At 42.4% G+C, this 11,745-nt stretch carries 13 protein-coding genes; 2 read left to right on the forward strand and 11 right to left on the reverse strand.

Going from position 1 to position 11,745, the window contains the following annotated elements; genetic code table 11:
• Nucleotides 1-69: 69 nt before the first annotated feature.
• From EDD68_RS13495 to EDD68_RS13515, 5 genes are all read right to left on the reverse strand, one after another.
• Nucleotides 70-384, reverse strand: coding sequence for a hypothetical protein (locus tag EDD68_RS13495; protein ID WP_132372822.1), 315 nt, complete (start codon nucleotides 382-384; stop codon nucleotides 70-72).
• Between the two features lie 18 nt (nucleotides 385-402).
• On the reverse strand, nucleotides 403-813 hold the full coding sequence (locus tag EDD68_RS13500) for a hypothetical protein (protein ID WP_243646876.1): 411 nt from the start codon (nucleotides 811-813) through the stop codon (nucleotides 403-405).
• A 227-nt stretch (nucleotides 814-1,040) separates the two neighbouring features.
• Entirely contained in the window at nucleotides 1,041-1,493 is a 453-nt protein-coding gene (locus EDD68_RS13505) for a hypothetical protein (RefSeq protein ID WP_132372824.1), read from the reverse strand.
• An 18-nt stretch (nucleotides 1,494-1,511) separates the two neighbouring features.
• The gene (locus EDD68_RS13510) at nucleotides 1,512-1,892 is read right to left on the reverse strand and encodes a helix-turn-helix domain-containing protein (protein ID WP_132372825.1); all 381 of its coding nucleotides are present in this window, start codon (nucleotides 1,890-1,892) and stop codon (nucleotides 1,512-1,514) included.
• Nucleotides 1,893-2,174: 282 nt separating this feature from the next.
• The gene (locus tag EDD68_RS13515; RefSeq protein ID WP_165902193.1) at nucleotides 2,175-3,449 is read right to left on the reverse strand and encodes a S41 family peptidase; all 1,275 of its coding nucleotides are present in this window, start codon (nucleotides 3,447-3,449) and stop codon (nucleotides 2,175-2,177) included.
• A gap of 133 nt (nucleotides 3,450-3,582) precedes the next feature.
• On the opposite strand from EDD68_RS13515, the gene EDD68_RS13520 reads away from it, so the two are divergent.
• Nucleotides 3,583-4,173, forward strand: a complete 591-nt coding sequence (locus tag EDD68_RS13520) for a peptidylprolyl isomerase (RefSeq protein WP_132372827.1) — start codon at nucleotides 3,583-3,585, stop codon at nucleotides 4,171-4,173.
• A gap of 636 nt (nucleotides 4,174-4,809) precedes the next feature.
• Here EDD68_RS13520 and EDD68_RS13525 read toward each other — a convergent pair.
• A complete protein-coding gene (locus tag EDD68_RS13525; protein ID WP_132372828.1) occupies nucleotides 4,810-6,222 on the reverse strand; it encodes a SpoVR family protein in 1,413 nt (470 codons plus the stop codon).
• A gap of 105 nt (nucleotides 6,223-6,327) precedes the next feature.
• Nucleotides 6,328-6,981 carry a YhcN/YlaJ family sporulation lipoprotein gene (locus EDD68_RS13530; protein ID WP_132372829.1) on the reverse strand — a complete coding sequence of 218 codons (654 nt, stop codon included), beginning with the start codon at nucleotides 6,979-6,981 and terminating at the stop codon, nucleotides 6,328-6,330.
• Between the two features lie 432 nt (nucleotides 6,982-7,413).
• Between EDD68_RS13530 and EDD68_RS13535 the strand changes: the two genes are divergently transcribed.
• On the forward strand, nucleotides 7,414-7,650 hold the full coding sequence (locus EDD68_RS13535; protein WP_132372830.1) for a YhdB family protein: 237 nt from the start codon (nucleotides 7,414-7,416) through the stop codon (nucleotides 7,648-7,650).
• Between the two features lie 126 nt (nucleotides 7,651-7,776).
• Here EDD68_RS13535 and EDD68_RS13540 read toward each other — a convergent pair whose 3' ends face one another.
• The 4 genes from EDD68_RS13540 to EDD68_RS13555 form a co-directional block, all read right to left on the reverse strand.
• A complete protein-coding gene (locus EDD68_RS13540; RefSeq protein WP_132372831.1) occupies nucleotides 7,777-8,421 on the reverse strand; it encodes a response regulator in 645 nt (214 codons plus the stop codon).
• Complete coding sequence (locus tag EDD68_RS13545) at nucleotides 8,418-9,875, reverse strand: GAF domain-containing sensor histidine kinase (RefSeq protein ID WP_132372832.1); 1,458 nt, start codon at nucleotides 9,873-9,875, stop codon at nucleotides 8,418-8,420. The genes EDD68_RS13540 and EDD68_RS13545 overlap by 4 nt, the downstream gene beginning before the upstream one ends.
• A 130-nt stretch (nucleotides 9,876-10,005) precedes the next feature.
• Complete coding sequence (locus EDD68_RS13550; protein ID WP_132372833.1) at nucleotides 10,006-10,728, reverse strand: SDR family oxidoreductase; 723 nt, start codon at nucleotides 10,726-10,728, stop codon at nucleotides 10,006-10,008.
• A 286-nt stretch (nucleotides 10,729-11,014) separates the two neighbouring features.
• Complete coding sequence (locus tag EDD68_RS13555) at nucleotides 11,015-11,740, reverse strand: ABC transporter ATP-binding protein (protein ID WP_132372834.1); 726 nt, start codon at nucleotides 11,738-11,740, stop codon at nucleotides 11,015-11,017.
• Nucleotides 11,741-11,745: the final 5 nt, after the last annotated feature.

Below are 11,745 nucleotides of genomic sequence, written 5' to 3' on the forward strand. Positions count from 1 at the left end.
TGGTACGCATAAATAATCACCAACTTAAATAAATTTCAGGTCTATTATAACCTAAATTTAATGTTGGTGTTATTTATTCCGTCTAAGTTTTTTTTTCAGTTCAATCTTGTAGTTCAAACCGTTTTTGTTTTTGAAGTGAATAAGGTCTAGAACCCCGGACTCCGTTTGAATAAACATCGCATTAGTTGGTTCGGTATCAAATAGAGCCATGAATTTGGAGGATTGAATTTCCTGGATTGCGGTTTCCTTTACTATTTCACGGATGACACCTTCGGAATGCTTATAGTCATCTGGAATGACAAATTCATTATTAGAATCAGCTTGATCTGAACATCCAAGGATAACCATCATAGCAGCCAGCAGCAGAGTTAAACGTTTTTTCATTCTTTTTCATTCCTTTCCTTATTCTATCCCACTAACTATAAAATCAATTTGAGCCTTGATTCTATAGTCTTCTTTTACCTTCTCCCCTTCGTTCTCCGTTTCAACAAAAAAGTCCGCATAGCCATTCATTACATAATATCCGGGAAGAAACTCTTCATTCAGAAATTTTTTCATAAATTCTACATACTCTTTTTCGTCCTGGGAACCGTAGCCGCCTGCTCTTTTATATTCCTCTTTTAGGGGTTCTCCGTTTTTCAACGTTGTTTGCAGCAAGGGCTCTTCCATCGGAAAAGGGATCTCAATATTCCGGGTTTTCTCAGTCATTGGGAAATAAAAGGGAGAGGCTGCATGGTAAATGGTGATTTCATCCTGATCACCGACATATTCCAGTTCTGCATAGATTTTGACCTGCTCACCTTCAGCATACACCTCCTTTTCGGTATACAGCCGGTAAACAAAATCTCCCTGAGTTTCCTCATCACGAATCTGTTGGACTTCTTATGGTTCCGAAGTCACATCGCCATTTCCTTGATCATTCCCCGTGCCGCAACCAGCCAAAAACACCGCTAAAATAACAATCATCAGTCTCTTCATCACAGACCCCCTTTTTCTAATTGGACGTAACCGCGAGTATTTAGTTTCATGTAAAAGCGAACTTATTTGACTGGGATATAGAATGCTAGCGGCCGCTTCATTTCTCTGAAAAGAGAGTCTCCTTGGACAATGCTGATTCCCCAATCCACTTCAACCATGTATTCACCCTGATGAAGCACGGTAAGATGAAGGTCTTCTCCCGGTGAAATCTCCTGGGAGTATGCCGGGTCATTGGATGGACCAGGAAATTCAATTAATGTTCCCTCCGGATCTCCTACAAAAATGGAAAGCATCGGCTTTCCAGCTATCATGGATGTTTCCTCTTCCCCTTTATAATGAATATTGGCATAGACCATATAAACAGGAAACAGGGGAAGCACTTTCCTGGCTGTTGCAGTGATCACCAGGCTGTCTGACTCTGTTTTTTTCGTAATCGTTTCCCCCGAATATAGAAAAAGATTATGGGCAGCTTTTATCACAATCAGGAAAAAAATCAGGAGTTTCCAATATCTCACAACATTGCCCCTGAGATTTTAGTAACTTACCTTAACCTGGTACCATCTCAATATGTTCTGTTCAATCCATTGATCGATGATTTCCTTTTGAAAAAATTTTTCCCCATTGATTGTCATAAACGGAAGATAATCAAAGGTTGAATAACTGTTTCTCTGATTTCTTTCAATGGTTTGGTCCCTTGTCATACGATCAAGTTCCTCGGCTGATATACGAAGATATTCAGCTGTTTCTTCCAGGGTCAGAAGGCCTTTTTCGATTTTCTCTTCTTTACCGTCCTCCTGATTGAGCTGCTGCTCCTGATTGTCAAGATTTACAACAACATTTTTTAATTGAAAGCCTGCATAAAAAATAGACATACTCAATAAAAGAACCGTCAGCGGTAATACATAATTTTTCATCTAGTTCCCCTCCTGGTTCAGAATTTTTGCGTCTGGAAATATAATTAATCTCATAAATCAGAATCGAAAGGGTTTTTAAAATGTGGGAATTTATGAATCTCTTCTCTCTTGATTGCCCTGCCGGTCACATGACGTTGACATATTAATCATTCTTTCCTGTATAACTCACGCTCCGCTTTTTGTTTTGCTCCAAACAATGTTAAAGATAACAATGTCAAACATACCACCAGAAAAATAGGTTTAATCCAATAGGCGGCTTTCATAGAATTCCTCCAAAACCGTTCAGTTTTTCCTCAGGATGTTGATCCCTTCAAGGACATCCACATCTTCCACTATGTGCTTCGGGGTCCATGGAATATAAACCTCCGGCTCTATCCTTGATGCCGGCCTTTCTTTTACCCGGTCCAGTTTCGTTAATCGTGAGGTTGGATACCATAGTTCAAATGGTCCGTCCCACTCCATCACCGTTAAATTGGCGTAATCATTAAGTCCTGCAGTAGGCCGACCGATCACTGTTACGTTCGGTGACCGTTTCGCCACATCGGCAAAAATTTCGCCAGCACTGCCGCAGGTTATATCCGTCAGAACTACCACCCGCTCCGGTTTGGGCCTTCCTGAGATCCCCATCCTTTCATCTGAATGTAATTCAGAAAATCGAACAAAGCCTTTTCCTCTGTTCTGTTCCCACATCTTTTTAAACAGGGACAAACTCGCTCTTGCCCGGGGATCCTCTATCTTTTTCAATGCCTTTTCAATTGTTTTGATCTGAAGTGCGCAGTTCCTCTCGGTGCAGAGAAAGTGCATATCATAGTCATCCTGAAGATGAAGCGTAGTTGTTCCTTCATCAAAAAGAAAGGGAACGATCGGTGCAAAAGCAGCGTCACTTCCTCCTAAATTTCTGCGTACATCGATGATGAAATAGTTGGTCTGGCTCAGGGCTTTTTCGTTCTGTTTGATTAATTGAGAGATGGCATCAGGGTTTTCAAAATCCGTTAGTTTCATAATCAAGATGTCTTCATCCAGCTGTTTTAAGCTGTACTCTGGCACGTACTCCTCTTTTTCATAGAATCGCAGGGAAAGTGTGTGATGATTCCCTTCAGGATCTGTCACTTCACAATAGGCATACTGACGAATAATAGGTGTCCAGTTTTCCCAATCAGGATGACTATCCCCCAGCACGTTTTGATGTTTTTCCAGAAGCTCGGCAACACTCAAGCCATCCAATGCTGTGATGTACGACCCTTTTGTGATTCGTTTTTCCTTTCCAGTCTCTGTTACATAAAGTCGGTCTTCGTACCTGCGCACTTTGAACCCGGGGCTTAGCTCCTTCAGAACCTGATCATCTGTAGTCTTAAAATACATATGGGGATCCTGAAAATCACCCAGATAACGCTGGACGATTTCCACAAATTGTTGAGGGCTTAATAAACCCTCGTGCTCAAGCTTTTGTATCATTGCTATGTATTTGTCCGGCTGATCCCACCCTCGTTTGTCCAAACAGCCGGCATAATCATGGTGAGTAATGGAAACAATATCTTTAAAGATGTTTTTATACATTTTACACACCTGTTTCATGGTATATTATGAATGTTCTTCCCATTATACCATGACCTTCACTGGCTGATTGGCCTTGATTCCCCAGTTTATGATATGATCAACATGATAGGAAGGAAAAAAAGGAGAACAAATCATGTACCCACAATTAACGACTGCAGTATTAGAAAATGAAGTTGAGGTAGAAATGGTGACGAATCATGGAACCATTAAGCTGAAACTATTCCCTGAACACGCACCAAAGGCTGTCGAAAACTTTGTGACTCACAGCAAAAACGGTTATTATGATGGATTGACCTTCCACCGTGTAATTAAGGATTTCATGATTCAGGGCGGTGATCCAAAAGGAAATGGCACAGGCGGCGAAAGCATCTGGGGCCAGCCATTTGAAGATGAATTTTCTAAGGAATTGTTCCACCTTCGCGGCGCTTTGTCCATGGCGAATTCCGGGCCAAATACGAACGGAAGTCAATTTTTTATTGTACAAAATGCCAGCCTCGACCCGGGCTTTAAGGATCAGATGGAACAGGCCGGATTTCCAGCTGACATTATCGAGGCTTATGTGAAAAATGGAGGAACACCATGGCTGGATTTCCGTCACACCGTCTTTGGACAGGTTGTGGAGGGGATGAACGTAGTGGACAGAATCGCCGACGTCCCAACTGGCATGCAGGATATGCCCACGGATGATGTAAAGATTGAAAAAATAAACGTACTCTCTGAGTGAACACCAATGTTTCGTAAAAAAAGATTCAACGAGAAGTGAATGTCTCATTGAATCTTTTTTTATTTATCATTTCTTAACAATCAGTCATCGAAAACGGATAATGCCAGCGAGGATAATGCGGTGTGATAAAATCAAAGTCAAAAACAGTCTGAACCAGTGACTTGGTTTAAGCCGCTTTCCCCTCCTCACAGCCCAGAATTAACTGCAGTATCATGAAAAAATAAAACATATTCATCAATTATAGACCCTTCATCATAAATGGACTCATTAAAATCCAAAAGTTTCTGGTAAGTTTCAGTTATGGAATCAGTGATGAGAAACATATCTGTTCCAATGTGATTTTCAAACTCAGTCACAATGGCCATCCCGTTTTCTGACATTTCAATTACCAGGGCATTTTCAGCATTACCTGGCTATCTGTCAAAAAAGCCAACAGCACTTTTCCTTTGAAAAATACGATAATATCATTAGAATAGAATATTATTTTTAACAAGGTGAGTCCTAAGAGGTCCGCTTTTACCTCTTGCATAAAATTAGTGGGTCGTCACCATCTAGATTGATTCGTGCTACATAACTCATGATAAATTTTCATCCATTCCACCTTTACAACAAAAAAGACCGCCTTCCCAGGCAGCCTTACAAATACTTTTTCTTCACCCGATTCCCGTCATGGGTGAACAGTACGTTTTTCTCTTCCACCACCGTCTCAATGTGAACGGGTCTTCCCCAGAGCTGGTAGATGTATGGCATCGTTTTTTCAAGATCATTAAGGTCTAGCTCAATCCCTTCGTAATGATGTTTCAGATAAAGTTCCCCGTTTTTCATGTAATCTCCGTCCTGGACGGTGATGTACGGATACCCGCCGTTGACCTGCATGGAAACAAGCTGGTCGCGGACATCTTCCCAGTCTTTCTCTACGATTTTGTACTCCCTGCCCTGCTTCTGAAACAAGTACAGGTCTTCCTCTTCCACGATGTCCTTGGTCAGATAATTCCGGATAAAAGAAATATCCGATTCAATCTCCCGGACTTCAAACATTTTCTCTCTGCCGGTCCCCGGCTGAACCCCCCGTTTTTTCATTTCTGCGGTCGGGTTGTTGTAGCGCTCTTCAATGTCCTCAAAAATTTTGATGCCTAACCGATATGGGTTGATATTCGTCTTGGACGGCTGAATGACGCTGGCGTGAAGTCTGGCAAATTCAATGGTTTCCCCTTCAGTCAGGTCCATTTCCCGCAAAATCCGGGAATGCCAGTACGAAGCCCAGCCTTCGTTCATGATCTTGGTTTCCAGCTGGGGCCAGAAATACAGCATTTCTTCCCGCATCATGGTCAGGATATCCTTCTGCCAGTCATCCAGTTCCCGGCTGTAGGCCTCAATAAATAACAGGACATCCTTTTGAGGTTCTTCGGGGATTTTGCGGTTTGGACGCACAGGTTTCGTTTCTTTTTTCTTTCCATTTTCCAGTCGCCATAAATCGTCATACTCAGTGCGCACGGGATTGGTTTTCATCGTTTTCGGTTCGGGACTCTCCTCATACTCATCGGGATGGATTAACGTCGGGTCGATATGTTCCTGAATGGCCAGCACTGCATCTATGAAAGTTTCCACTTCATCCCGGCCGTAAATTTTTTCATAATTTTGAATTCGTTCGGCTGTTGCTGCCATGCTGTCCACCATTTTTCGGTTGGTGTTTTGAAAGCGGACATTGTTTTTGAAGAAATCGCTGTGGGCGAGAACGTGGGCGATAATCAGTTTGTTCTGGATCAGACTGTTGGAATTCAACAAAAAAGCATAACAGGGATTCGAGTTAATGACCAGTTCATAAATTTTGCTCATGCCCAGCTCTTCCTGAATCTTCATTTTATGAAACTGCTTGCCGAAACTCCAGTGGGAAAAACGGGTCGGCATACCATAAGCCCCAAATGTATAAATAATATCCGTGGGACAGATTTCATAACGCATCGGATAAAAATCCAGCCCAAAGCCTTCTGCGATCTCCGTAATTTCTTCAATGGCCTGTTCCAGTTCTTTGTGATCGGTTTTTGTCAAATCCCTCTCCCCTTCTTGCGTATTTATTATAATGTATGAGTGCAGAAGGAAATATTTGATTTTTTACAAATGAAAAAACGAGGGAAAACTCCCTCGTTTTTTCATCTAATCCATATCAGGGAAAAGACGCTGAGTCATCTCGTTGAATTCTTCAACAAAGCCGTCGTCGTCCCGATTGTCTCCGTTGATATAGCCTTCTGATAAGTCCACAAACTCCGTATTTGCGGATACATAAACATTATCGATATCCCGGTCAATGGAACGGACGACCCGTTCGATTCGAGTTCTTAAATCAGCGTCAATTCTTTCCTGATCATTATCAAGGACAGCGGCAACATAAGCATTATTATTGCCTGCCAGCACATAGGCACGCTCAACCTCGCGAACTTCTTCAGCAATCCGGTCGGCTGCATCGTCGGCTACTTCAAAACGATTATTTTCATTCATTAAGTTGTCTCCATCACCATTTAGCCCGCGATCTCTGTTCCAGTTACGGTCCTGGTTGGTTCCATTATAGTTTGGACCTGCTTCATTATTATTGACTCCGTTTCGGTCAGGGTCATTGTAGTTTGGTCCTAAGTCATTGTTATCCATACCGACCCGATCCCTGTTCGGTTCAATATCATTGTTTTCCGTATAGCGGGTTGGCTCGACGCCTGTGTCATAATTATTATTCGTTCCTAAACCCTCATCTCCCTGACATCCTGCAATGGTGATTGCTGTTAAAGCTGAAACCCCTAAAAGGGCGATCTTTTTCATGCTGCTCCTCCTTCCTTGCAGGGTTATTTATATTATGGATAGGTCATTTTGGATTTATTCGATGGTTTATATACCCAGCATGCTTCGGAAAACGAAACGATGGGGAATCCCATGAATTGCCGAGAGGTATATGGAAAGGAAGTTGTGACTTGATTATAAAGAAAATCAGTAAGGATTCATGAACGAGCCGGACAGGTGCTTTTGGAGAAATATTCGATAATATGTGATGTTTTTAACTTCGGCATTCGGGATATCTTGATGTTAACATTTTCCATCCGTAGAAACTACAGATTATACCCCTGAGAAAACATTATTGGTGTACAAAAGTTCCACTACAAAAAAATATATGGAAAGAGCACCATGAAAAAGACAGGAAGCAATCGTGCCAGGTGACACATACTATGCCTAACCCTGCCTTAAGGGGGTTTTAGGTTGAACTCGGCAGATTACGATAAAGCACTTTACTACACATTATGGGGGCAATGGGATGATCTGCTCGTCCTCATGGTCCGGACGGAAGATGATTTTTTGTCCAAAAAAATTGAGGATTTTTTGCACGCCTTTCACTACAGCAGCAGTGAGGAATCCATTGTCCGCACCCACCAAAACTTAATTCACTATTTGGAGCACGCGATTGACACGGATATTGAGGTTATATATGTCCAGTAAAGAGGGGAAAATTCCCCTCTTTATATGCTTTTCACTCAACTCCCACTGATGGACTTGTAAGATTTTGCACAAGTGTGTGTACCGATGTAAAGTAATACTTTATATACGGGATCTTCAAAGAAACAACTATTTAGAATCAAGGTGTTTCACAGCCAAGAGCGCAGCCTGGGTGCGGTCATGGACTTCCAGTTTGGATAATATATTGGATACATGGGTTTTGACGGTTTTTTCGGTAATAAATAAGTCACGGGCAATTTCTTTGTTGCTTTTGCCTTTCATCAATTCCTGCAGTACTTCCATTTCCCGTTTTGTCAATTCATGTAAACGTTTTTTGTCTTCATCCAGGTGATCTGGGGATATATGCTGAAACAAATGAACAGCAGCCTTTTCATCAATCATTTTTTTACCGTCGTATACGTTACGGATTGCACGGGCCAGTTCTTCGGGTTCGGCATCTTTCAGCTGATAACCGCTTGCACCCGCCTGAATCGCTGGAATAACTGAATGATAATCCGAAAAGCTGGTCAGTATTAGAACTCTGGTTTCTGGAAACCGTTCTTTTATTTTTTTAGTTGCCTCGATCCCATCCATTTCCGGCATCTGTACATCAAGCAGGACCACGTCTGCCGGCTGGTTTGTCAGAAGATCCAGCGCTTCTTTTCCATTTGTAGCCTCCCCCACAATTTCCAGATCTTTCTGGGTCTGAAAAAAATAAAACAGTCCTTTGCGCACCACATGATGGTCATCAACAATGACAATGCGAATAGTCATATCTTTTCCCCTCCGTCCGGCATAAATACGGTTACGGTCGTACCCCTCGATGGCTGGCTTTCAATACATACCTGACCATTATAAACGGCTGCTCGCTCTTTCATTCCTTTTAGCCCAAAGGAATGAATATCTTTGTATTTATTGACATGGAAACCAGCTCCATCGTCTTTAATGATTAACCTGAAGCCTTTTTCCGTACGTTGTAAAGCAATATAAACATCGCTGGTCTGTGCATGTTTTTTTACATTGTGAATCGCTTCCTGTCCAATCCGCATAAGGGTTTCCTCGATGTGATCAGGAATCGTCATGCTCCCTTCTGATTCGGTGTATGCCTGAAGCTGAAGTCTTTCGGCATAGCGGGTGAGTCCCGTTAGGAGGCCCTCCTCTAATCCTGAAGCTTTTTTCTTTGCAATTAACGTTCTCATTTCTTTTAACGCCTGGGACGACAGTTCATTCAGATCTTGTAAAGGAGCTGCAAGTTTTTGGTCCTGGTTCAACTGTCTGGCTGCTTTGGCTGTCAGTACGATGGAATATAACAGCTGGCTTACGGAGTCATGGAGGTCCTGGGCGAGCCTGTTACGTTCCTCGATTCTTGCCATAACTTTTTCCTTATCCTGAAGAATCAGATCCCGGTATGCCAGTTCAATATGCTGTACGGCCAGCTGCATAACCTCTTTTTCAATGGTCTGAAAAGGCTTCCTCCGCCCTGCGGTCAGCCTTCCTCCTCCTTTTGTAAACGGAAAAGTTACCTTGTGGCTGCATGTTTGGTCCCCCTGTCTGAACCTCTCTTTCTGTATTATCATGTCAAGATAGTGTAAATCAAACAGCTGAATAAGATCAGATCCAGCATGTGCACCAAACTGATGCACATTCCGTTCCTTCCGGAGATTCGTTACAAAATCACTAAGGGCGGTAAGCAGACGACCTCTCTGTTCTTCCTTTTCGACCTGTTCCAGCCGTTTGAGCGCCGTACCAATCTGCAAAGCAATGGATTCAAGTAAATCTAATTCTTCATCGATGTAAGCTGTTCGGCCTGACGCCCCCACATTTAACAGCCCGTACATTTTTTCGGGTGTTTTTAACGGAACGGTCGCATGGTGTGTTAATCCCCCTGTTTCATATTTTCCCTCATTGATAGCATCTTTAAGGCGTTTGCATTCAATAATCGTTGTTGCCTTTGTCAGTCTCCCCCTGGTAAATCTGGAAATACAGTAACAATCCTCTTCTCCGCACATCGGTCGCTTATCATCCTTTGATAGTGCAGGGGGAAGTCCTTCGTCTGCCATCAGTTCCATATTTTCGTTCTGCAAAAAAATCCATCCGCTTTCAAAGTGGGAAATATCAATCAACGCTTTTAATACAGACTGAAGCATGTCTTTTTTATCATGAGACTGATTTAAGGTTTCTGCAATGGCTTTGAGAGTTTCTAATTTTTTCCTTTCATTGAACTTCATATGATCACATCTTTTTTTGATTTGGATTTATTATATCATGTTGAAAAGAATCAGGTTTTAAAAAAAATCCCCTTTGCAGACGATGCAAAGGGGTGCATGAAGAAAGAATGAAGAATTTTTATACCCATAGCTACGGACGAGGATAATGTTGAATCAGGGGATGCAACTGTAATTCATCGATGACCATATGTTTTGGTGCGCTGGCCAAGTAAACCGCTGCATCGGCTATGTCTTCCGTCTTCAGCCAGTCCTTTTTCTCCGGGGCCCCCTGTTTCGTTTCATTAAAATACGTATCCACCATTCCAGGATTAATCGTACCGGCCCGAATCCCATACTTCCGTACTTCCTGGCTGACAGAACCCATAAATCCCTGCACAGCATATTTGGTGGAACTATAAAGGGAGCCATTTGGTATAGAATATCGGCCAACATCAGATGAAATCGTAATAATGGTTCCGAACTTCTGCATTTTCATAATCGGAATGACTTTTTTGGTGCAGAGAAAGACTCCCTGTACATTGACTTCATATAACTTTTTCCATTCTTCCACCGTAATCTCTTCCACGGGCTTAAACAGTCCCATTCCGGCATTGTTGACTAAAATATCCACTTTGCCAAAAGCGTTGTTTGTGGTTTCAACGACATGATCCACGTCATTTTCGTTGCTTACATCGGCCCGGAAAGCTAGAATATGTTCATATCCTTCCTGTTCCAGCTCCTGCCTGGTCTTGTAAATTTGCTCAGATGAGCCCATCAATGCAACTTTGGCACCATGTGCTGCAAACTTTTGGGCAATCGCCTTTCCTATTCCGCGGGAGGCACCAGTTATGATTGCTGACTGATCGTTCAGCATGACTTCCTTCACCCCTTAAAAGAAATAAATTCAATTCGTGCATATTTCTGAATCACCAATCGATCTGCAACTACAAAACTTCAAAAAATCAATATGCAAACGGTGCCTGTATTTTCACTGATCATTTTATTTTACCGTTGGAATACTGATTATTCTCATGTAAGCCCTGAATTCCCGTACCTGAAATCTGATATTTCGAAAATGAAGCCTGATATTCCCTGCACAAAGGCTGATTCTTCACAGGCGATCCTCCACAATTCTGAGCATGAAAGACGGGGCAATGCTGTTATACCGTGCGTTCATCTAAAATTTTCTTAAGCTCCTGATCCCTCTCCTCACTCAGAGTAGTCTGAAAAGACCTGAGCTCATCCATTCCACCATCAAATCGAAGCTGTCCATCCTGAAAAATAAGAACACGGCTGCATAAGCGGCTGATGACACTCCAGTCATGACTGATAATCGTGATGGTTTTCCCCTTATCATGCAGATGTTTGAGCCACAGCAGTAAATCATGTTTGGCTGCCAGATCCATACCGGCTGTGGGCTCATCCAGTAAAATAATATCCGGATCATGCAGAAGGCCACTGGCAACATTGACTTTCCGCTTCCATCCTCCCGAGAGTTCCCGAACTTTCTGATTCATAACTTGTTCCAGACCAAGAACATCTTTCATTTCCTGCATAAATGTTTTACAAGGCCGTCTTTTTGCCGCTTTTTCCCAGAATTTCAGCTGATCCTGAACCGATAATTCTTCAAACAAAGCGATCTGCTGCGGAATATAACCTAAGTTTTTACGCAAACGTTTGATGCAGGCTGTATAAGGCTCCCCTTCATAATAGACTTGGCCTTCCCTGGGCTGAAGGACAGATGCCATAATTTTCAGAAAGGTTGATTTTCCTGCGCCATTGGGACCAATAATCCCTATGGACTCCCCTGCACCAATCTCAACAGAAATGTCTTTTAAGGTATGCAGATGTTTGTAATAATGATTGACCTGCTCAAAATATATCAATTTCG

It is taken from the genome of Melghiribacillus thermohalophilus, assembly GCF_004342905.1.
GTDB lineage: Bacteria > Bacillota > Bacilli > Bacillales > Alkalibacillaceae > Melghiribacillus > Melghiribacillus thermohalophilus.

Excerpts from the sequence above, each read along its gene's own strand:
- EDD68_RS13540 (WP_132372831.1), bottom strand. The coding sequence starts at position 8,421 with ATGACTATTCGCATTGTCATTGTTGATGACCATCATGTGGTGCGCAAA.
- EDD68_RS13510 (WP_132372825.1), bottom strand. The coding sequence starts at position 1,892 with ATGAAAAATTATGTATTACCGCTGACGGTTCTTTTATTGAGTATGTCT.
- EDD68_RS13495 (WP_132372822.1), bottom strand. The coding sequence starts at position 384 with ATGAAAAAACGTTTAACTCTGCTGCTGGCTGCTATGATGGTTATCCTT.
- EDD68_RS13520 (WP_132372827.1), top strand. The coding sequence starts at position 3,583 with ATGTACCCACAATTAACGACTGCAGTATTAGAAAATGAAGTTGAGGTA.
- EDD68_RS13545 (WP_132372832.1), bottom strand. The coding sequence starts at position 9,875 with ATGAAGTTCAATGAAAGGAAAAAATTAGAAACTCTCAAAGCCATTGCA.
- EDD68_RS13550 (WP_132372833.1), bottom strand. The coding sequence starts at position 10,728 with ATGCTGAACGATCAGTCAGCAATCATAACTGGTGCCTCCCGCGGAATA.
- EDD68_RS13515 (WP_165902193.1), bottom strand. The coding sequence starts at position 3,449 with ATGTATAAAAACATCTTTAAAGATATTGTTTCCATTACTCACCATGAT.
- EDD68_RS13530 (WP_132372829.1), bottom strand. The coding sequence starts at position 6,981 with ATGAAAAAGATCGCCCTTTTAGGGGTTTCAGCTTTAACAGCAATCACC.